The organism is Tychonema sp. LEGE 07196 (genome assembly GCF_963890365.1).
Classification (GTDB): domain Bacteria; phylum Cyanobacteriota; class Cyanobacteriia; order Cyanobacteriales; family Microcoleaceae; genus Microcoleus.
Window position 1 is genome coordinate 62384 of sequence record NZ_CAWPRX010000055.1, and the last position, 22017, is coordinate 84400.

General features: G+C 44.8%; 17 protein-coding genes, 1 tRNA gene and 1 pseudogene. 8 read left to right on the top strand and 11 right to left on the bottom strand.

Features of this window, described 5'->3' with window-relative positions; all coding sequences use genetic code 11:
- Positions 1-470: 470 nt before the first annotated feature.
- A complete protein-coding gene (locus AACV78_RS07285) occupies positions 471-1088 on the bottom strand; it encodes a TIGR04282 family arsenosugar biosynthesis glycosyltransferase (protein WP_194012103.1) in 618 nt (205 codons plus the stop codon).
- A 242-nt stretch (positions 1089-1330) separates the two neighbouring features.
- Positions 1331-2299 carry a quinolinate synthase NadA gene (nadA, locus tag AACV78_RS07290; protein WP_194012104.1) on the bottom strand — a complete coding sequence of 323 codons (969 nt, stop codon included), beginning with the start codon at positions 2297-2299 and terminating at the stop codon, positions 1331-1333.
- 218 nt (positions 2300-2517) lie between these two features.
- On the opposite strand from nadA, the gene AACV78_RS07295 reads away from it, so the two are divergent.
- On the top strand, positions 2518-3435 hold the full coding sequence (locus AACV78_RS07295; RefSeq protein ID WP_194012098.1) for a TIGR04168 family protein: 918 nt from the start codon (positions 2518-2520) through the stop codon (positions 3433-3435).
- 34 nt (positions 3436-3469) lie between these two features.
- Positions 3470-3554: transfer RNA gene (locus AACV78_RS07300), tRNA-Ser, on the top strand.
- 640 nt (positions 3555-4194) lie between these two features.
- Here AACV78_RS07300 and AACV78_RS07305 read toward each other — a convergent pair.
- A complete protein-coding gene (locus tag AACV78_RS07305) occupies positions 4195-5145 on the bottom strand; it encodes a pirin family protein (RefSeq protein WP_228042109.1) in 951 nt (316 codons plus the stop codon).
- 66 nt (positions 5146-5211) lie between these two features.
- Between AACV78_RS07305 and AACV78_RS07310 the strand changes: the two genes are divergently transcribed.
- Positions 5212-5379 carry a hypothetical protein gene (locus tag AACV78_RS07310; RefSeq protein ID WP_194012099.1) on the top strand — a complete coding sequence of 56 codons (168 nt, stop codon included), beginning with the start codon at positions 5212-5214 and terminating at the stop codon, positions 5377-5379.
- Between the two features lie 90 nt (positions 5380-5469).
- Positions 5470-6370: pseudogene (locus tag AACV78_RS07315) on the top strand (IS630 family transposase).
- A gap of 451 nt (positions 6371-6821) precedes the next feature.
- On the opposite strand, the gene AACV78_RS07320 reads toward AACV78_RS07315, so the two are convergent.
- Positions 6822-7295: a DUF4079 domain-containing protein gene (locus tag AACV78_RS07320; protein WP_194012100.1), complete on the bottom strand. Its 474-nt coding sequence runs from the start codon at positions 7293-7295 to the stop codon at positions 6822-6824.
- Positions 7296-7391: 96 nt separating this feature from the next.
- On the opposite strand from AACV78_RS07320, the gene AACV78_RS07325 reads away from it, so the two are divergent.
- Complete coding sequence (locus AACV78_RS07325) at positions 7392-8873, top strand: ankyrin repeat domain-containing protein (protein WP_194012101.1); 1482 nt, start codon at positions 7392-7394, stop codon at positions 8871-8873.
- A 418-nt stretch (positions 8874-9291) separates the two neighbouring features.
- Here the strand turns inward: AACV78_RS07325 and AACV78_RS07330 are convergent, their stop codons facing one another.
- Both AACV78_RS07330 and purH read right to left on the bottom strand, forming a co-directional pair.
- Positions 9292-10230, bottom strand: a complete 939-nt coding sequence (locus tag AACV78_RS07330; RefSeq protein ID WP_194074277.1) for a 2OG-Fe(II) oxygenase — start codon at positions 10228-10230, stop codon at positions 9292-9294.
- 288 nt (positions 10231-10518) lie between these two features.
- Complete coding sequence (gene purH, locus AACV78_RS07335; RefSeq protein WP_194012472.1) at positions 10519-12063, bottom strand: bifunctional phosphoribosylaminoimidazolecarboxamide formyltransferase/IMP cyclohydrolase; 1545 nt, start codon at positions 12061-12063, stop codon at positions 10519-10521.
- A 712-nt stretch (positions 12064-12775) separates the two neighbouring features.
- Between purH and AACV78_RS07340 the strand changes: the two genes are divergently transcribed.
- Positions 12776-14485 (top strand): hybrid sensor histidine kinase/response regulator, encoded by a 1710-nt coding sequence (locus tag AACV78_RS07340; protein ID WP_228042104.1) that lies wholly within the window; start codon positions 12776-12778, stop codon positions 14483-14485.
- Positions 14486-14676: 191 nt separating this feature from the next.
- Here the strand turns inward: AACV78_RS07340 and glcD are convergent, their stop codons facing one another.
- The 4 genes from glcD to AACV78_RS07360 form a co-directional block, all read right to left on the bottom strand.
- On the bottom strand, positions 14677-16152 hold the full coding sequence (gene glcD, locus AACV78_RS07345; protein WP_194012470.1) for a glycolate oxidase subunit GlcD: 1476 nt from the start codon (positions 16150-16152) through the stop codon (positions 14677-14679).
- A 13-nt stretch (positions 16153-16165) separates the two neighbouring features.
- Positions 16166-17029, bottom strand: a complete 864-nt coding sequence (locus AACV78_RS07350; protein WP_194012469.1) for a DUF6671 family protein — start codon at positions 17027-17029, stop codon at positions 16166-16168.
- Between the two features lie 30 nt (positions 17030-17059).
- Positions 17060-19009, bottom strand: coding sequence for a hypothetical protein (locus tag AACV78_RS07355; protein ID WP_194012468.1), 1950 nt, complete (start codon positions 19007-19009; stop codon positions 17060-17062).
- A 99-nt stretch (positions 19010-19108) separates the two neighbouring features.
- Positions 19109-19501, bottom strand: coding sequence for a DMT family transporter (locus tag AACV78_RS07360; RefSeq protein WP_194012467.1), 393 nt, complete (start codon positions 19499-19501; stop codon positions 19109-19111).
- 156 nt (positions 19502-19657) lie between these two features.
- On the opposite strand from AACV78_RS07360, the gene AACV78_RS07365 reads away from it, so the two are divergent.
- Together AACV78_RS07365 and AACV78_RS07370 are read left to right on the top strand one after the other, a co-directional pair.
- Entirely contained in the window at positions 19658-20836 is a 1179-nt protein-coding gene (locus AACV78_RS07365; RefSeq protein WP_194012466.1) for a glycosyltransferase family 2 protein, read from the top strand.
- A 60-nt stretch (positions 20837-20896) separates the two neighbouring features.
- On the top strand, positions 20897-21577 hold the full coding sequence (locus tag AACV78_RS07370; RefSeq protein ID WP_194012465.1) for a class I SAM-dependent methyltransferase: 681 nt from the start codon (positions 20897-20899) through the stop codon (positions 21575-21577).
- A gap of 93 nt (positions 21578-21670) precedes the next feature.
- Here AACV78_RS07370 and AACV78_RS07375 read toward each other — a convergent pair whose 3' ends face one another.
- Positions 21671-21925: a hypothetical protein gene (locus AACV78_RS07375; protein WP_194012464.1), complete on the bottom strand. Its 255-nt coding sequence runs from the start codon at positions 21923-21925 to the stop codon at positions 21671-21673.
- Positions 21926-22017: the final 92 nt, after the last annotated feature.

Genomic DNA, 22017 nt, shown 5'->3' on the forward strand with positions numbered 1-22017 from the left:
CGTGGCCAAACCGGGCATAGGCCGCCCCGCCGTGGGCATAGGCCGCCGTGGGCATACCTCACCACGCGATCGAACCGCTATATAGTCAGAAACCGGATTTCTCACCAGCAGTCAGAAACCGGGTTTCTACGAGTTTTGGGTTGAGTAGCGATAAATATAGCAAGAAACCCGGTTTCTAAGAGTTGGGGGACGCTTTAGGATAAATTCAGTCAGAAACCGGGTTTCTACGATTTGGGAGACGATTATCGTAGAGTATCGCCCTCAAATCATGATTCTATTTTGAACTAAAATTTGTTATGTTTTGCCTTTTTGTCGCGCTTGCGACTATTGTCGCAAGCGCTGTCTAACCACTGCATTTGGTCAGACAAATACAATTACTATATTATGACCTTCTGGTTTCACAAACAAGTGTTTTTTATTAATTAAACATGAGAATTACTAATGAATTAGATCTGCTCAATAGAGTTTAATTATTTCAACATATTCATATCTAAATCTAGCAAATCCTCCGGTCGATCGATATCTGCAAGAGTGGGAAGATAAGCAATTTTCAGATCGAGCTTTTGGGCGATCGCCCGCGTAGCAGCAAATACCTCATTAGTTCCCCAGTTAATGCCGCCAAACAATTCCGGTATCGATCGCCCCAGCCCGATCAGATAATAACCTCCGTCTTTTGCCGCCCCCAAAACTAAATCGTGCTGGCTCAGTTTGTCGAAAGCTTTTGCCATGATTTCTGGTTTCAGTGCGGGACAATCAGTGCCGATAATTACAGCTTTGTCAACCCCCGAATTAAAGGAGTTTTGAAACGCTGCGGTCATTCTGGCACCTAAATCGCCGTCTGTTTGATTTTGATAAATAACATCGGTTCCCAACCAGTCTTGCATCTGTTGTGGGCTGCCGCCTGTGTAATGAATTTCTACTGATAGGCGGCGGGAGTTTTGGAGAGTGAGCGCGCGGGCGATCGCCTTTTGAGCCATCAAGCGGTGAATATTGGCAGCACCTGTTTTTCCCAGCACCGGAATCAGTCTAGTTTTAGTTTTTCCGGGTTCGGGATAGCGGGTGAAAATTATTAGTTTTTCTGGAATCATACCATTTTTGATTTTAGCTGATAGATCTTGCATAAATCTTCGATAGAGCCGAGCCACCGCAGATTTTAAGCAAATAAACACAAATAAACGCAGATAATTTATAGATTGTCTGCGATTGAGTGCAATGCAAGTCTAATATTGGTGGGTTGGGCGCGGTTTAATATTTGTTTGTTGGTAACTTAAGTTAATTGTCGCACCCAATTTACCCTACAATAGGTTAACCAAAAATTGGTAATTAACGGTTAGCTCATTTCTAGCATTCGCTGGATTGGTTTCAAGGCTGCCCGTTGCAGTTCTTGGGACATGGTAATTTCGGGAGTTTGATTTTTGAGGGATAGGTACAATTTTTCCAAGGTATTTAATCTCATGTGCGGGCATTCGTTGCAAGCACAAGTATTATTGTTGCCAGGAGCGGGGATAAATTGTTTGTGTGGTGTTTGCTTTTGCATTTGGTGAATTATTCCCGGTTCAGTCGCGACAATAAATGCTTGGCTGGAACTCGATTGAGAATATTTGAGCAAAGCGGCGGTGGAACCGATATAATTCGCGTGGCGAAGTACGGGAGGTTCGCATTCTGGGTGAGCGATGATTTCGGCTTCGGGATGTTCGATTTTGAGTTGAACTATCTTTTTTTCTGAGAAGTTTTCGTGGACGATGCAGGCTCCTTGCCAGAGTTCCATGTGTCTACCGCTTTGTTCGATGACGTAGCGGCCGAGATTGCGATCGGGCCCAAAGATTATTGGCTGATTTTCAGGAATTTGGTTGACAATTTTGACGGCGTTGGAGCTGGTGCAAATTATGTCGCTCATTGCCTTGATTTGGGCGGTACAGTTAATGTAGGAAATAACTAAGTGTTTTGGTCGATCGGCTTTGAATGCTGCAAAGGCTTCGGGCGGGCAACTGTCGGCGAGGGAACAACCTGCATTTAAGTCTGGCAGCAATACTAATTTGTCGGGATTGAGGATTTTGGCGGTTTCTGCCATGAAATGAACTCCGGCAAAAACTATGACATCGGCGCTGGTGTTGGCGGCTTTGCGGGCAAGTTCTAGGGAGTCGCCTATGAAGTCTGCGATGTCTTGGATGTCGGAGTCTTGGTAGTAGTGGGCGAGAATGACGGCGTTTAACTCTTGTTTGAGGGCGTTGATTGCTGCAAACAAGTCGTGGGGCAGTCTGGTTTGGGTAAAGTTGGGAGCAGGTGCGGTGGTAAACACAGTTAGAATCTTGGGTGAATGGTGGCGGCTGGACTCAAATGTATTTTGAATTATAGTTGAATTCACCAAAAACGGTTGCAAGCGGCTGGTTGGGCCAATCTAAAATCTAAAATCTAAAATCTAAAATCTAAAATTGCCTGGGGGAGAGTGCAAAAATTGGTCGCTGTTTCCTATGCTGATAAGAAGGGGCTAGGGCTCGATCGCACATAACAAATCAAATGAATAAAGCTAAATCTATCAAAATTGCGGTGGTGGGGGACGTTCACGATCGCTGGGAAGCAGAAGACGGCGAGGCGCTGAAGCATTTGGGCGTTGACTTGGTGCTGTTTGTGGGGGATTTTGGGAACGAGTCGGTGGATGTGGTGCGGGCGATCGCCCAATTGGACATTCCGAAAGCTGCGGTGTTTGGAAACCACGACGCTTGGTACACAGCGACGGAGTGGGGCCGGAGTCAGTGCCCCTACGATCGCACTAAAGAAAATTGGGTAAAACAGCAGTTAGATTTAATGGGAGAAGCCCACGTCGGTTACAGCAAGCGAGATTTTCCCGAATTGGGCGTAACTGTGGTGGGAAGCCGCCCGTTTACTTGGGGGGGGTCGGAGTGGAAGTACAACGATTTTTACTCGGAATGGTTTGGGGTAGAAAGTTTTGAGGAGTCGGCCAAACGCATTGCAGGAGCTGCGGCGGATGCGGATTGCGAAAATGTAATTTTTTTGGGTCACACGGGCCCGACGGGGCTGGGAGAGGCTCCGGGCGACCCCTGCGGTCGAGATTGGAAGCCGCTGGGAGGGGATTGGGGAGACCCGGATTTTGCTGAGGCGATCGATCGAACTCGCGGTTCGGGGAAGCACGTACCTCTGGTAACTTTTGGTCATATGCACCACAAACTGCGGCACACCAAGCACGAGTTGCGGAAGTCGTGTTTCGTGAGTGGGGAGGGTACAGTTTATTTGAATGCCGCCAGCGTACCGCGAATTGCGGAGACAGAGCGATCGAAACTGCGGAATTTCTCGATCGTGCTGCTGGAAAATGGCACAGTGTCGGAAGCGTCTCTAGTTTGGCTGGGGGAAGATTTCGCAGTGGTTTTAGAGCAAATTCTTTACCGGCAAACAGAATCGGCAACGGCTTGTAGTTAGCGGCAACTACTGGTATGATGTAGTTTATCTACCGGGAGAGGTGGCAGAGTGGTCGAATGCGCCTGACTTGAAATCAGGTGAACCGTAAGGTTCCGTGGGTTCAAATCCCACCCTCTCCGTTTTTTCAAGACTTTTAGCCAATTAACTAACAAGCTTTAGCAACACTCTAGGCTTAAACAAAACCCCGGAGAAAGGGAGCTCGATAGAGTTTTAGACAGAAAGTCGATAAGTATAGCCTTTCTAGCGAAAGATGAGGTACTGTCGGGCATAGGGCAGTGGATTATTTTTAGATAGGCACGCATTAGTCATGGTTTGCGATCGCAAAAACATTGCTTGCTAGCAAAACTCTACAGCCATAACCAGCCTCAACAAGCAAAGGCACGAACAGCACAAAAAGGCAGCAATTTAACAGGTCAATGCAGGCATTGACCAGATATTTTCGGATAAAAACAGATAGAGTGCAGTCCCTGCAAATATCTGTATCTGACTGATTTTGTACAGCATACACCTGATTTTGTACAGCAAATGCCTGACTTTAGCGCTCCACAAAAATTAGCGGGACTTAAACAACTTTCAAGCCCAAACAGATCATCAAACAGGCTTTATATGCAGCTTGGGCGTCTATATTCTGTTGCAGCCAGCGCACAAATCGATGCTTGACGGCACCAAAAATTTAGGAATAATATCCGCTAAAAGTGGAGGAGAAAAGACGGATTCTGAATCAAAAAACAGTTCCTAAATTTAGATGGCTGCGGTTATTCACAGCGGCTGTTCCCGTTGAGAAGGCGGTTCTTCTGGCAGCGGAATAAACTCTGTCTCTTGAGGAACCTGACCGAACCTTCCTTCTTTCCAATCGAGTTTGGCTTGCTCAATGCGCGAGTGCCGGCTCGAAACAAAATTCCACCACTTATGCCGCTCGCCCACAGGTTCACCGCCAATCACAATACACCGAGCCGTGCTTGAAGCAGAGATGTTTACTTCAGTCCCTGAAGTTAGAACTGCCAACCGATGCTGTGCTAAAGGCACTCCATCGATTAGAAGCCCCTCTGTTACGCTGTAAACCGCCTGTTCGCTGTAATCGCCCGGTAAGGTAAACTCTGTTCCATTCGTCAGTTGCACGTCCAGATAAATCATGGGTGAAAATATTTGAACTGGGGAAATGCGACCGTAAGCCTCACCCGCAATCAGGGCGAACGAAACTCCTGCATCCTCCCAAACAGGTAGCTCAGAAGCTGGATGGTGCCGAAACCAAGGGTCGGTTTCTTCGTATTCGTCGGGAAGCGCTATCCAGGTTTGGATGCCGTGCAGGATGGCTTCTTTGTTGCGATCGTCCTGGGGGGTGCGTTCCGAGTGGACAATGCCTCGCCCTGCCGTCATCCAATTGACCGCGCCGGGACGGATTTCTTGAACGCTACCGACACTATCGCGGTGCAGCAAAACTCCTTCAAACAAGTAGGTGACGGTTGCTAAGTTGATGTGCGGGTGCGGCCTGACATCGACACCCTTACCTGGTGGAAACACCGCAGGGCCGAGATGGTCAAAAAAGATGAACGGGCCTACCAGAGTTAGAACGTCTGAGGGAAGCAAGCGGCGGGCTTGGAATCCACCCAAATCTTGAATGTGCGGCTCGATGAGATGCTGAATGCTATCTGTCATGATGTTGGTGAAGTTGCGAACGTTAATCGCCTGTGTCAACAGTGCATTATACAAAAAGCTATCCCTAAAGAGTTGTATCGGTGACTTGTTTAAACATTCCCAAGGGTAAGCTGTTGTAGAGTGTCGAGTTCTCAAGCAGCTTTCTGGTTGCGAGACGGTGGAGAGTTCGTCAGCGACTTGAATCCGACCTTTGACGGGGAAGCGAATCAGGCGATCGAGCGAGCCGCGTTTTTCTTCGCTGGTGGACTCATCGAGGATGGCGCATCATGCCGTAGCGGTCAGCTTTAGTGAGGCGGTGAGTAAGTAGGTCGGCGAAAAAACACACAACTATGTTAAGAAACACAAAGAAAGGTATAGCTTTAGTGAGGTAATTAATATATGGGTGCTCGACTAAGAGTATTTCTGACTCAAAAGCAAGACAAAACCCTATTAAATCTGAGAACGGCGAAAGTACCACAAAAAGTCAAATATCGAGTAGAAGTAATCAGGTGAAATGCACATGGCTGGTATGTTTAGAAAATAGCTACTCACTTTAACTTGGCTTCACAAACAGTGAGAGCAGTCTTACATAAATGGGAAGAATTTGGTAGAAAAAGCCTTTGGGAAAAACTAGGTCGAGGAGTAAAAGCCAAATGGAAAGAAGAGGATATAGAGTTTTTGGAAGAATGCTTAAAAAAAGAACCACGTACATATAACAGTTTTCAATTAGCTGATAAATTAGAAAAAGAGCGCTGGATCAAATTAAGTCCAGAGAGACTAAGACGGGTACTAAAAAAAGGGGGCTCATTTGGAAAATAGTTAGTCCAAGTCATAAAGGAAAACAGGACGCCATCCTAGCGAGAAATAAAGCAATCAGACCTAGATATGCTGGAATTAGCAGCAGCGGCTGGAGAATTTGACTTAAAATATTTTGATTGATCGGGATACGAGTGCCTGGAGTAAACCTAGTTATACCTATTACAAAAAAGGCGAGCAAAAACGGATACAACAAACTAAAAATCGAGGTTGTAGATTAAGTATTGTGGGGGTTTTTGAACCTTTAAGTAGCTTTGTATATGGTTTGGTAATTGGAGGTGTCGATCGAAAAGCTTATATTCAGATGATGGAGAAAGAAGCAGAAGAAGCGGCCCAAATGAAACGGATTAGAATTATTCTACAAGACAACGAGCCAATACACTGATGTCAGGATGTTAAACAGTTGTGGTCAAAGTGGGAAGGTCAGGGTTTATATGTTTTTTTGTTGCCTAAATATTGTTCCGAAATGAACCCAATTGAATGAGAGTGGCAACACATTAAAGAAGATGAATTGGCGGCGACATTTTTTTGAGGATGAATTAGAACTCGCCTAGGCCGTAATTCAGGGAGTAGAAGTTAGAGGAAAAAGAGGAGATTACCCTAGACAACGTATTAAATTCAAGTCCAGTCACCATACTTAATATTTTGTTACATACTTATGGATTTTCCCGCCGACCTACTTCGTTCTGACAAAAATGAGGTATCGAACCCTCAATCTAAAATCTAAAATCTAACATCTAACATCTAACATCTAAACCTGTACCTCACTTTTTTGAGCGAGGCTATATGACAGCCCGATCGCAATTATAGCAGTTACGCACTGGGACTAAAAAAACCGAGTTTTTAGAATAATCTACGTCTACAAACGAAGTATTCTCGTGAAAAACCCGGTTTCAGGACACTCGCGCGTCCAAGAGTGAATCGTACTTTAACGATTACATTTTGCTGATAATTCTTTGCACGATTTCCACACCTGTTACCGCCTGCCAGCCAAACAGCCCCAATAGCGCCACATTTAGAACGATGTGACTGTATCTGGCCAAATCATTGCCTTTTTGCATCAAAGGGGTCAGCGAGGCTGAAATGGCAATTATTGCGGTCATTCCCAAGCCTGCTAGCAAGTGGGCTCCCACAAATAGTTTGCCGTTGTTGATGTAGGTGACGGCCATTCCACCGATCGCCCCTGTTACCATCAAGGCTAGCAGCAAAGAACCAATTTGGTGATGCTTGATGTTGAATTTGCCCTTAATTAATTCTTTTTTGGCCTCGCCTTCAGCACTTCTGGTACGGCGGATTTGAAGACCGAGATACAAAGCATAAAATGACAGAGCCAGCAATACCCACATTAACACTGGGTGGAAGAATTGGCTCCAAACTTTTACTGACTCCGGAATTATTTCGACGTTCATAGTGTTCTGAGGATTAGCAAACATACTTCATAAAAATTAGTATACCACTAAGTCAGTCTCGTGCGACCGTAAAAATATACGGGATGAGACACTATTATGCCTGCCATTAAACAAGACGCTGTATTGATTCAAGCCGCCAAGACTGGCAATATTATTCACGTCCAAGCTTTACTCGCTAAAGGCGTTGACGCTAATGCCAAAGACTCTGAGGGGACAACGGCTTTGATGTTTGCGGCCCAAAAGGGCTATACGGAAATCGTGCGTATTCTACTAAACAATGACGCTAATGTCAACCTCGCGAGCAGGCGTTTTGGGCTGACGGCTTTGATGCTGGCCGCCGCTCACAAACAGGCTGATGTTATGCGGCTGTTGTTGGCTGCGGGGGCTGATGTTGATGCAAAAAATGATGATGGAAGTACGGCTTTGATGGCGGCTTCTCTCAAAGGAGATGTTAATGTTGTGCGGCTTTTGCTTGATGCTAAGGCTGATGTGAATGTCCGAGATATAGATGGAGATTCTGCTCTGAAAATAGCGGCTTTGTCCGGGGACGAAGCTGTTGTGAAAGTTTTGGCTGATGCGGGTGCTGTTGCTGACAATTTCATGCTGTTTTTAGCTGTTAGTCAAGGTAGCGCTGAAATTGTCAGAATTTTGCTCGATCGCGGTGCGGATGTTAATCTTAAAAATCTCAAGAGCAAAACCGCTTTGATGGAGGCCGCAACGGCGGGAAATTTGGCGGTTGTCGAGGTGCTGTTGGCGAATAACGCTAATGCGGAAATTCGCGACAAAGACGGCGAAACTGCTTTGACTTTGGCTGCGGATTTAGGCAATATTGATGCGGTGCGGGCTTTGCTGGGTGCGGGCGCTGATGCGAATGTGAAGAATGGAGATGGGGGCACGGCTTTGATGGCGGCTGCTGCTGGGGGAAATTTGCCGATCGCACGTATGTTACTCGATGCTGGCGCGGATATCAACGCTAAGGACAGAGATGATGAAACTGCGTTGAATTTTGCGGTAGTTGAAGGCTGCGAAGATGTGGTGGAATTGCTATTAAACCGAGGTGCTACTGTCGGAGCCAGAAATCGGTTGGGCGATACGCCTTTGATGGTGGCTGCTGTTCACGGTCACAGTGCGATCGTAGCGGCTTTGCTGCAAAAAGTCAACTCAAATCAGGCAGATTTTCTGAATGCTAAAAACTTTGGGGAGACGGCTTTGACGCTGGCTGTTTTTGGCGGACATACTGAGACGGTGAAGGTTTTGCTCGAGGGCGGTGCAAATCCGAATGTCCCGGCAGATTTGGGGAAAACGGCTTTAATGAAAGCGTGCGATCGCGGTTATTTGGCGATCGTCCAATTATTAGTTGAAAAAGGCGCGGATGTCAACCTGCTGGATGATTCCGGTGCAACTGCTTTAATGTGGGCCGCCCATCGCGGTTATACTCATGCAGTCAAGATTTTAATCGCTGCTGGTGCAGAACTAAATCACAAGAATCCCGGCAATTATACAGCTTTAATGCTGGCTGAGTTTAAAGGTTATTCGACTGTTGTGAAATTGCTCAAAAATGCCGGAGCACAGGAATAAATATCGCATCACGGGAGATGCAGATGCGGACGGCGGTTGAAACCAGGTTTACAAAAACTTTCGTCCGCCTCCGCCGACTGAAAAAATGCCGTATCAAGAAAAAAACGTAATGTTAACCATCCATTCTTCAACCCCTCTCAGATCGGGTTTTGTTTGTGTAAACCTCGTTTTATATCAAATCCTCTCTTTATCGGAATAGTAATATCGTTGACCGTTGCATCGGAATGATTTAACCTTACTAGAACACAGAGAACACAGAGAGATTCGAGAGAAATGAATAATTCTGATGCTAACAGAATTGATATAAATTCACTGTTAACAGTTAACATTTAATATTATGTATGAGTGCAATCGTAATTGATATTAACCGCCGTTTTATCTTTACTTTACGCACCCAGATTAACCCGCAAATCTTATCTCAATCAGCTTTACGCACCCAGCCGTTAATAGTAAAGCGACTGTCAGCAAAAGCTTTCGAGGGACAGCTAACCGTCAAAACTTCGTGCATATAGCGGCTGAGAAAAAATACAATGCTGTTATTCCGAGGTTCTACCGTTCTGAAAGTGTCGGCCGCCACATAAAAATTGTTCTCGACTTTGCTATCATAAATCAGCAATTCGCCACCGGAAAAAGCCTTGGGTTCTCGATAGAAATAGTAAACATAAGTAAAAAATCTGCTAGCAGTATCGGGCGAGCCGCTGTCGTTGTGAAGTTTATAAAAGTTGTTGTCGTTGTGTGTGGTTAGCTGAGATTCTATATCACCAAGCGGAAATGATGGGATATTTAATTTCCGCAGCACGTCGGGGAGAATTCCTTTAATCCGATTTACCATCAGTGTTGAAAATTCGGGGAATGAGTGAAGTACCATAGAACGGCGGTAATCTTCGGCATTTGTTGAGGTGCTGGTACTCACAAATTCTGATTCTTTTGCTAAAACATATTTGATTAGTTTGTTTTTTTCGGCTGGTGTCAAAAAGTTATCTATTTGGGCGTAACGAGATATTAAGTCGTCATTTATAGGCGCGGCGGCGGGGATTACGGCGGGGATTTCGGGGGGAATTTCGGCGGGAGTTGCTGGCTGCTGCGGTTGCAGTTGCTGCAAGTAAATTGGGGGTTCAGTGACTAATCCAACTAGGTGTTCGCCGGGAAAGGAAAGGCTAGAACGCCCGTCGTCTATGGGGATTTGAAATAAGGTGGAAAAACCTACTGTTGCTTGGGTGCGATCGACTAATGTTTTGACTAGGCTGTACAATAATGGTGTGTCGGATTTGAGAATGACGGTGCACTGATGTCCGCCGGTGAGCAGGATTTTAACTTTTACGTCTTGGGGTTGAATTTGCTGTTGAGTGTAAGTCATAATTTTTTAAGGACGCAATTCGGGAAGGACGCGATTTGGTAGGGACACAACAGTGTTCATTAGTGTCAACTTAACGTCAAACGTAATACCGGTCTGCTGTTTGACGATTAGGCCTCGATCCCCCCTAGCCCCCCTTAAGAAGGGGGGGACAGGAGTCTTCTCAAAGTCCCCCTTCTTAAGGAGGATTTAGGGGGATCTAGACTTTGCCTAAAAGCGACATTTATCAGGGTTTCAGGCTTAAGTTGACACCAATGAACAGTGTTGTGTCCCTACCGTAGGGTATATTTCCTAATGCAAAAAGTGGCGGATATCGGTGAAAACCATTGTGATTCCGAGTTGGTTGGCTGCTTCGATCGAATCTTTATCGCGCATACTACCTCCCGGTTGGACGATCGCAATTATCCCCGCGCCCGCCGCCGTTTTTACGGAATCGTCGAAGGGGAAGAAGCCGTCGCTAGCCAAAATCGCTCCTTGACTCTTCTCTCCTGCTTGTTCCAATGCTAGTTTAACCGATCCGACGCGGTTCATTTGTCCCGCACCGACACCGATTGTAGTGCGATCGCGCGTTACAACGATCGCATTAGATTTAACGTGTTTCGCTACTTTCCAAGCAAACAGCAATTCTTCCAACTCTTCAGCAGTCGGCTGTTTCTCAGTAACTGCGCGCCAATTGCTAGTTTCTTCTACTGCATTGTCTGATTCTTGAACTAGCAAACCACCTGCAATAATTTTAACAGTTTGCGGCGGCCCTTGAGTCAAATCCGGCAAAATCAAGACTCGAACTTTCGCCTTTTTCTTGATAATTTCTTCCGCTTCTGGTTCGCACCCCGGCGCAACAATACATTCTAAAAATGTTTTAGTTAACGCCGTTGCGGTAGCAGCATCAATCGGGCGGTTGAGGGCGACAATTCCACCGAAAGCTGAGACTGAATCGGTGTCGAAAGCTTTTTGATACGCTTCGGAAATAGTTGTTCCCAAGGCTGTACCGCAAGGATTTGTATGCTTGAGAATAGCGGCGGCGGGAGTGTCCGGGAATTCTACAATTAGCCGCCTTGCTGCTTCTAAATCTACTAAATTATTGTAGCTTAATTCTTTGCCTTGCAGGATGGTGCTAGTCGTCCAGCCTGTGGGTGCAGTTCCGCTTTGATACCAGGTGGCCGCTTGGTGGGGATTTTCGCCGTAGCGGAGTGTTTGCAGTTCTGTTCCCGATACGTTGAAATGTTCTGGTAGCTTCGATTCTGGCTCGGATTGGCTGCTGAGATAATTGGCGATCGCGCGATCGTAGTTTGCTGTATGTTTGAAGGTTTCCAGCGCGCACTTTTGCCGGAATTTTAAAGAAGCTTCCCCGCCATTTTCACGCAGTTCTGCTAAATAAGTATTGTACTGTTCGGGATTGCACAAAACTGTCAAATGAGCGTGGTTTTTAGCTGAAGCTCTCAGCATCGCGGGCCCGCCGATATCGATCTGTTCAATTGCGTCTGCTAGAGTTACTCCCGGTTTAGCAATTGTTTGTTCAAACGGATACAAATTCACTACAACTAGATCGATCGCCCGAATTTGATTTTCGGCTAAATCTGCGATATCTTGCGCTACATCGCGGCGCGCTAAAATACCTCCGTGGATTCGCGGGTGAAGTGTTTTGACTCGCCCTCCCAAAATTTCGGGGGAACCAGTATATTCTGCAACTTTTGTGACTGGGATTCCTGCTTCTTTGAGGGCGCTTGCTGTCCCGCCGCTGCTAATTATGTCAAATTCAAATTCTTCTACTAGACTGCGCGCTAAGTCGATTAGCCCGGTTTTGTTGGATACGCTCAGAAGTGCTAGACGTGCCATTGGTTTGAAATTGCGATCGCAAAAATAGACAGGTTATATTCTATATCAAATCTGGTGGTAGGGGAATAATTTGGTAGTTTGTGACTGTGATTACATTATCTCAACATGACTTGGCTTGTTATAATTATATTTTTTCTATACAATAAAACAATTTTCAGTTGATTATATAGCGGTTCTCAAGCGTGGTGAGGTATACCATATGCCCTATGCCGGACAGTACCTCACCTTTCGGAGAAAGGCTATAAATATTTATAACTGGTGCGTCGATCCTGTTATATTGTCCGCTGTCAGAGGGATTGAAGCCATCTTTCCCCTTCACGGCAGTCTCCCGCGCCAGGGTCTATGCTGTTAAAATTACTTATTCAAGTGTAATAGATAATTCGCTGGCGATCGCTCTATAATCTTAAGGATATTTTAGGATTAATTATCAAATTCATGTGCTAGCATCTGTTATAAATTGTTCTATCCCTAAATTAGCCAAAAAATTGGGCCAGAGCGACATCTTAATAAAAAAATAGTAGGTTCAAATATGTTTTTTCAAGAAGCAGATTCAGAAAATCAGCTGAGTAATATTAGCAGGAACCCGAAACAAACTGCTAACAACATCACTAATAGAATAAACTCTCAAGAGATATCAAAAAAATCAGCAGAAACTTCGACACAGGCCAACTTTTCACAAGCTTACAGTCTGAGTTTGTGTGAAATGCAGCAGATGCAGCGAACAATGGAACAGCTAAAGCAGGATTTGCAAGCTAGCGAAGGTCGGTTTCGGAATACGATAGAAAAGAATGCAGACGGCATGGTAATTGTCAACAAGCGAGGACTTGTTTGTTTTGTAAATCAGTCAGCAGAAGCGCTGTTTAACTGCACGGTGGAGGAACTTTTAGGTCGAGAGTTTTTTGGTGGTTTGCTAGTAGAAGGTTCTGCTTGCGATCTGGATATGAACGCAGATATTATTCCCCCAGTTGGAAAAGCAGCTACAGCAGGAATTCGCGTCGTACAAACAGAAGTTAAAGTTATTCGCAAGCAGCAAGAAAATGCTGTGGTAGAAATGCGGTTGGTGGAAACGGAATGGGAAGGAGAAATGGCTTATTTAGCGACGCTGCGGGACATTACCGATCGCAAGCGCGCCGAAGAAATGCTTTGGTTGTACGATCGGGCTATGGCAGCTACCAGCACCGGAATTGTCATCTCTGACGCAACTAACCCAGAACATCCAATTATTTATTGCAATCCCGCATTTGAGAGCATGACAGGTTATCGGCGACAGGAAGTTATCGGGAAAAACTGCCGATTTTTGCAAGGAAACGATACAGACTCCGATGCGCTAAACACCATCCGCCAAGCATTGAAAACAGAGAGCGAATGCAAGGTAAGATTAAAAAATTACCGCCAAGACGGAACCGCTTTTTGGAATGCTTTGTCAATATCTCCAGTGCGCGATAGAACAGGTAAATTAACTCATTTCATCGGCGTACAGAGAGACATAACCGATCGCAAACAAGCCGAAGAAGCATTGCATAATTCCGAAGCACAAAGCAGAGAACAAGCAGCTCAACTAGCAGCAGCACTAGAAGAACTAAAATCCACTCATTCCCAATTAGTGCAGAGCGAAAAAATGTCTAGTTTGGGATTGCTAATTGCTGGAGTCGCTCACGAAATCAACAACCCCGTCAGCTTCATTCACGGCAATCTTGCTTACCTCAAAAATTATACTAGAGACTTGTTTAATTACCTCGAACTTTACCAAAAACACTATCCCAATCCAGTTGTAGAAATTCAACAGAAAATAGAAGAGAATGAACTAGATTTTTTGGTTGAAGATTTCCCCAAAATTGTATCTTCAATGAGCGTCGGTATCGAGCGGATTGACCAGATTGTCAAGTCGCTGCGGAACTTTTCGCGGCACGACGATTCACAGATGAAACCCGTTAACCTCCATGAAGGTATTGACAGCACGCTGTTAATACTAAATCACCGTTTGAAAGGAAATGGTGAAATACCGTCAATTGCAATTGTCAAAGAATACGGAAACTTACCACCTGTGGAGTGTTTTGGTGGGCCGATAAATCAAGTTTTCATGAATATTCTCAGTAATGCGATCGATGCTTTAGGTGATGGGAATAGTAAGCAAAGTTTTCAAGAAATGCGAGAGAGTCCCAGCCAGATTAAGATTTGCACAGAAGTTAGGGAGAATTTTGTAGAAATCAAAATTGCTGACAACGGGCCGGGAATTTCTGAAGAAGTTAAGCAGCGCATATTCGATACATTTTTTACTACCAAACCCGTTGGTAAAGGCACGGGAATGGGTTTGTCAATTAGCTATCAAATTATTGTAGAAAAACACCAAGGCGAATTATATTGCACTTCGGAATTGGGCAAAGGCACGGAATTTACTATCAAAATGCCGATCGCACATTAGTGTCGGATGCAGCAAGCACCTTACTGTTAAGATAAAACACATTAATAGATATCACTTATAGTCCAGTCTCGATCCCCCTAAATCCCCCTTAAAAAGGGGGACTTTGACTGCTCTTGTCCCCCCCTTGTTAAGGGGGGCTAGGGGGGATCTCCGGGTGTAAAAACACGCCCTCAACTCTCATACACAAAGCCTTAAAAAACCTCCGCACCCTCCAACTTCTTCATAGTTTCAACCTTAGCCCTCGCCGCTTCCCCGCAAGTCTTCGGAGTCGGAAACATCTTCCCAGGATTCGCCAAACCTTTCGGATTAAACACCTGACGCACCCACTGCATCGTCTCCAAATCTACCTCCGAAAACATATCCGGCATAAAACACTTCTTATCAGCACCGATGCCGTGTTCCCCCGAAAGACTGCCACCGACTTTCACGCACAGCCTGAGAATTTCTCCCCCCAATTCTTCCACCTTTTCCAACGCACCTTTTACCGAGTTATCGTACAAAATCAGCGGGTGCAAATTCCCATCTCCCGCGTGAAATACATTCGCAATCCGATAACCGTATTTCTCACTCAAACCCTCAATTTCCTTCAAAACATAAGCCATTTGCGTGCGCGGAATTACGCCATCTTGCACGTAATAATCCGGGCTGAGATGACCCGCCGCCGCAAAAGCAGCTTTCCGCCCTTTCCAAATTTTCAGCCGCGTTTCCGGGTCATGGGCAGTCGTGATGTTTCGCGCTCCATTCTGCTTGCAAATATCAGCAATTCGCTGTTGGTTTGTGGCAACTTCCACTTCTAAACCGTCAATTTCTACGAGCAGAATTGCCGCTGCATCGCGGGGATAACAACCAGTTGCCACCACATCTTCTACAGCATTGATGCTGATATTGTCCATGATTTCCATACCGCCTGGAATAATCCCAGCGCTGATAATATCGGACACCGATTCGCCCGCTGCTTCGATACTGGCAAAATCCGCCAACAGAACGCAAATCGATTCCGGCGCTTTCAGGATTCGCAAAGTAACTTCCGTGGCGATACCTAAAGTGCCTTCGGAACCGACAAATATACCTGTTAAATCGTAACCGGGCATTTCGGGAATTTCGCCGCCAACATCGACAATGGAACCGTCGGGAATTACCAATTTTAATCCTAAAACGTGATTGGTTGTAACTCCGTATTTGAGGCAGTGAACGCCGCCAGAATTTTCGGCAACGTTGCCGCCAATCGAACAAACAATTTGACTGGAAGGATCGGGTGCGTAGTAGAAACCGGCACCGCTAACTGCTTGCGTTACCCAGTTATTAATTACTCCCGGTTGTACGACAACTTGCTGATTTTCTAAGTCTACTTTTAGGATTTTTCGCATCAGGGCTGTGACAATCAGCACGCAGTTTTCTACGGGCAAAGCGCCGCCGGAAAGCCCGGTTCCCGCGCCTCTAGCTACCCAGGGAATGGAATTGCGATCGCATATTTTGACCACATTTGCCACTTCCTCGGTAGTGCGCGGCAACACTACCACAGCGGGGCGCTGGCGGTAGCTGGCGAGCCCGTCGCACTCGTAGACGAGTAATTCTTCGCGGCGCTGCACTACCCCGTTTTTGCCGACTACAGCCTCAAATTCTTTAATAACGGGTTTCCAGTTGCGTTGTGTTTCTACGGCTATCATTAGTAACTTAATTTTAAGGGTTGCAATACTGACACTGAGCTGGATCGGCAGTCTCTCGATTGTCGGGAAACAGTTCTTCTTTAGTATAACCGCAGTTTTTGCATTGATAAATAGTCGATCGCACTAGCTGAGTCGGAAAATAGCAAAGTCCGCAGGGCAATCCGATTTTTTTGTCTGTCACCTCAAATCCCGGCCAACCGCACTGCGGGCACAATTGCTGAAATTTTCTAACTAAATTGAGAGTTGCATTTTCGATATTTTTCATCCGAGTGGGATTGTACATCGCCCGCATATCTGTTTCGAGGTGAACTCTGCCAGTTGAGGATTTTTTCAAGCCCGCTGATACAGCATCAAAAAGTTGTTTTTCTGTTACAATACCCTTGACAATTTCACCATTGCCGAGTGCAGCATCGCCAACTACAACCACCAGTCCGTGTGCGGGAAATCCAGCTTTTTGAGCAAAATCATCTGCTTCTTCTATAGTGGCAACTAACTGGTGACTGTAATTAGTTTCTACAGACAATGATTCACCGATAATTTCGAGATTGTTGGTTCGATCTAATAAAATCACGATTTCTCGATTAGCTGGCAAATACGGCATCATTGGGTGAGGGCCGAAAGTACCTTCACTCGCAAAGGCGAGAGTTTCTCCCGCAATTTCTAGAGCTTTTTCGGCTTTCTGGCGGGCGGCTTCTATTTGAGTTCCTAAGCGTTTAACTTCTCTAGTAAATGTGCCGAAAATGTCTGTATTAAGCTCTGCAGGCAGTACGAGTTTTACGCCTAATTCTCGTTCCAGAATGGGAGCCATCACCCGTTCTTTTTGGTGCATTGTAGCAAGAACGGCGGTGCGATCGATCAATAAGTGATGTTGGTTCATCTATTTTAAATACTGCAAATAAAACTGATATCACTGCTTGTTTTTATTGTTTGACAAATCAATTACAAAATTTCCTCCATCATCATAAATCCGTTTTCTCGTTTGACCGAGTTTTTGTAAGCTATCTTGAAATTCAAAAGTGTTCAATGCCTGATTTCGGAGCCAAAAACCTAGTGGCTTGACTTTGAGTCTATATTCTAGAGATTTCCTAGGAAAGTTCGCTTCATCAGCGTAAGAATATGCAACATATCTAATCGATTTTGAAACTAGATAATCTGCTAGCGCTTCTTCTCCTTTAAAGGAAGGCATACCGGGCGGAAGGCTAGCCCCGCCTGGGTAGTCTGCAATCCAGATTGTATGTTTCTTAAAATTCATTAAAAAAGGTTTGTCAAGTCTTGTTAAAACTATTTCTCCTTCAGGAACCGAATTTAGCATTTTTGAATATTTTTCTCGCTCGTCTAGTGTCACTAAAGGTACATTTTTCAAACCAGAGGCAATGTTCTCTACATAGTTATTATATTGTCTAAACATTTTGTCGCCATTACAATTTATCGCTAATAACAATGACAAAAATAATCCACCAATGAAACGCCTATTTCTTAAGTTTAAGTTTGACATTTTTGGCTCGATATTTTCCATAACAACCAATATTAATATCAGGAACACAACTAATAGTAGCGAATATGAATAGCGGTCGATATCCGAGCCTCCAGTAGAAACTCCTATGATTGCAACGCCCATCACATTACTAAGATTAATAGACAGACTTGCTTCCCTAACAATTGGCTTTTTATGGAGACCAACCATAAAAAATCTAATTCTCAATACAGTCAATAAATAAACAATTGCCAAAATTGCATAGAGCTTGAGTCTAAGTGCTGAAAATCGAAAAAGCTCTCCGAAAATCTCATTGCTAGGAAGCTTGACCGAGCCTCCATATACAGAACCATGAAAACCTCTACCAAATATGGGATATAATAAAGTCCCTGATGACTGATACAGTGAGATCGACCAGGGTAAAATAAACACAGCCAATAAAATACTAGCCAAACAAAATTCGTAGATTGCTTTATGCTTTATTTGGCTGCCAAGGATATAGAAAAAATAACTACAGGTGAAGAAAATAATACACGCGGGAATCAAGGTGGTTTTTAAAGCGCAGATGGCGGCTGCAAGCAATCCTACAATAGCAGCATTACTGTGGATGTTTGTTTCTTTTAGCTTGTCCCAATCAAAAACTCTGAATAAGCTGAAGAAAAGACATACCGGAATTAATATACTAGTTATATTTGTATGATCTCGGCTAATTAATAAAAATGCGAACACAATCAGTAATGCCGAGCTTTTTGAAAATTGTTTTTGCTGACAGTATCCGATCATGAGTCCTATCATTACGACTAAGGCGCATCCGGGATCGATCAGATATAAACTTCTTTCATCCAACAGGCTGAGAATGAATGTATGCAAGAATGATTGTCCTCCCAGTGCAGATACCAATCTTCTTTCGCTGAAAGGATCGGAACCAAGAGAACCTATTTGAAGCATTTTATGGGGGAATACAAAATAGGCGTGGTAGTCATCGTGAGGATTAAAATTATACCAGGCCACTGAACCACTGTATTGCACAGCAGCCAGAAGGAAAGCGATAAAAGTCCCGATCGCCAAAAAACTATTTTCTTTAAAAGCATTAATTAACCGATTCAGCTCGTCGGCGATCAAAGTTTTATTTGCCCAGGCATCTATTATTCCGTAAAGTGCGCCCAAGCATATATATATTAAAATAGTTGCTTGCGAAATAGTCCATGTCACATTTAATAAACCACCAAATATAATCGTCCAAGCTATCCCCCAAGCGGCTCTTTGTCCCCAGTCAACTCTGTACTGAGGAAAAAGGATGCGGTTGACTACTCCACCCCAACCAATCAGGGATACAAGAATGAAAATTCCCCAGGCAAAAGAAAGAAAATAATAATAATTCATAATTGTTACCTCAGTATCGATTTAGAAGGTTATGATCAGACGCACCCTTTGAATTAAGTTATCAACTCAGCACTCAACGATCAATGTTAAAAGCGATCGCTAGTTGCCCCCAGCGGTTCCCCCACTTTGACCTTGGAGTACAAAAATTACTCCCGTCATAATTAGCCCCACGCCTACCAACCGCAGCGGTGGCAAAGGCTCGTTAAATACAATTTTCCCGCCCAACACAGTAAACAAGTAACTAATTGACAGTAAAGGCGAGACTATGCTAATGTTGGCGCGAGACAAAACTACGATAAAGCCGATCGAAGAAACTGCATACAAACACAGACCTCCAACTATCAAAGGCTGAGTTGCCATTGCGAGCACTTTTTCCACTAAATTAGCAGCGCCAATGGGCCCTAAGATTTTTGCTCCTGCTTTCAGACTAAATTGACCCACCACACTGCACAAAATAGCAGCGAGCAAAACTAGAAAAACGCTTCTACTCATACATTAACTAACCTAATATTACAAAAAAACGGCAGTTGGGAAAAAATTGAAAAACTTTAATTAAGTTTTGTTGATTTTTATTCACAACCAATAATTTAAGCAGAGATACTGGAAAAGTAAGTATTGTCGATCGCCAGCAATGCCTGGAATAAACCTATGGCCGAACAGACCAACACCAGCGGGGAATACACTCTCGAACTCTCGATACTCATGCCCTGCCTCAACGAAGCAGAAACTTTAGAACTTTGCATCGAGAAAGCTCAGAGGTCACTGCGCGAACTGGATATTGCCGGCGAGGTCATCATAGCAGACAACGGCAGCACTGACGGTTCCCAAGATATCGCCACCAAAATGGGGGCCCGAGTCGTGCCCGTAGCAGCCAAAGGCTACGGCAGCGCCCTGATGGGAGGCATCGTAGCGGCGCGCGGAGTTTATATTATCATGGGCGACGCTGACGACAGCTACGACTTTTCCAACCTCGGTGCCTTTGTCGAAAAATTGCGGGGAGGCTGCGATTTAGTCATGGGAAATCGCTTTCAAGGAGGCATCAAACCCGGTGCAATGCCGCCACTGCACAAATATTTAGGAAATCCGGTGCTGACATGGGTTGGGCGGTTATTCTTTGCAAGTCCCGCCGGCGATTTTCACTGCGGATTGCGGGGTTTTAGGAGAGACTCAATTTTGAAACTCGACTTGCAAACAACGGGGATGGAATTTGCTAGCGAAATGGTCGTCAAAGCCTCTCTGTACAAGTTGAAAATCGCTGAAGTCCCAACGGTACTATCTCCCGACGGGCGCAGTCGCCCGCCGCACTTGCGAACTTGGCGAGATGGCTGGCGGCACCTCAGATTTTTGTTGCTTTACAGTCCTCGCTGGCTGTTTTTGTATCCTGGTGTGGCGCTGATGATTTTGGGTATAATTGTTACCATCTGGCTGTTGCCCGGTACTCAAAAGATTGGCAGTATTAACTTTGACGTACATACGCTGCTTTATGGGGCGATCGCAATTATCGTCGGTTTTCAAGCAGTAACTTTCGCTTTCTTCACCAAAGTTTTCGCTATCAGCGAAAAACTGCTGCCCGAAGACCCCAAACTAAACAAAATATTTCGCTACGTTACCTTAGAAACAGGATTGATTGCCGGAGTCACGCTGATATTAATCGGAATAGTTGGCTCGTTTTTGTCATTAACTATCTGGAGCGATACAGCTTTCGGTTCTCTAGACCCTTCTAAAACTCTCCGTTTAGTTATTCCCTCGCTCACGTGCCTGACCGTCGGTTTGCAAATGGTTCTCTCCAGCTTTTTTCTCAGCGTGCTGGGCTTGAAGCGCAGGTAAACTAATTATCACTGAAACACTAAAACCTCTGCTCTGAGTACATCCAAAACCTCAAATCCTATGACAATAAATCAAAAAAACTCCAGCGAGTACGTTGGCCCCAAGCTTGGTGGTTTGGCCACCAAACTATCTTGGTACGCCCGCCAAAAAATGTTTAATTTACTCATGGCATTAGCCAATCCCAGCGACGACACAACCGTGTTGGATGTAGGAGTAACTTCCGACCGGCGCGAAGATTGCAATTTTTTTGAGAAACTCTATCCCTACCCCCACAAAATCACCGCTGTGGGCATGGAAGATGCTGCATTTTTAGAACAAGAATATCCCGGTTTGAAGTATGTCCGTTCTAACGGTTTGACTTTACCATTTCCCGACAAAAGTTTTGATTTAGTCGTGAGTTTTGCCGTCATCGAACACGTCGGCAATCGAACTCAGCAAAAAACTTTTATTCGAGAACTTTGCCGCGTCGGCAAAACCTGCTGCATCACTACTCCTAACCGCTGGTTTCCCGTAGAATTCCACACCGCTGTCCCCCTAATTCACTGGCTTCCCCCCTCTTCGTTTCGAGTTCTTTTGAGATTGCTGGGCAAGAACTTTTTCGCCAAAGAAGAAAACCTCAATCTTTTATCCGAAAAAGATGTATTGCAGATGCTGCCAGCAGAGGCTAAAATTGATACCAAACATTTCCGGCTTCTCGGTTTAATATCCAATTTGCTTTTTTATGTAAAAAATCCCCTGTGATCCAAGAAACCGGATTTTTACTTTGACTGTTGGCTGCAACGAAAGATGTTTGGAAAAAACCACATTTCTGACTATCTCTGCGTCCAAGACTTTCTACAATTTTGTTTCTAAATCCAGCACAAATTTTTCTCCGTCTTCATACAATTGTTTTCGAGTTTTTGCAAGTCGCCACACGTTATTCCGAAAGTCGTGAGAAAGTTTTGCTTGCAGTCGAAACCAAGATGACAATCCAGGCCCTGAAGTATCTACAGCAGGATGATTGAGACTCCAAGACGAATAAGCTATGTATCGAATAGATTTTGTGGCTAAATAGTTGGCCAAGGCTTCAGGGCCTTTGAATGCAGGCATACCCAGGGGGAACGCATCTTATTGAACACTGTTCATCAGTGGTGAGTATATTTTGAGATAAATTCACCATTCAAAGAAGCTACAGACACGCT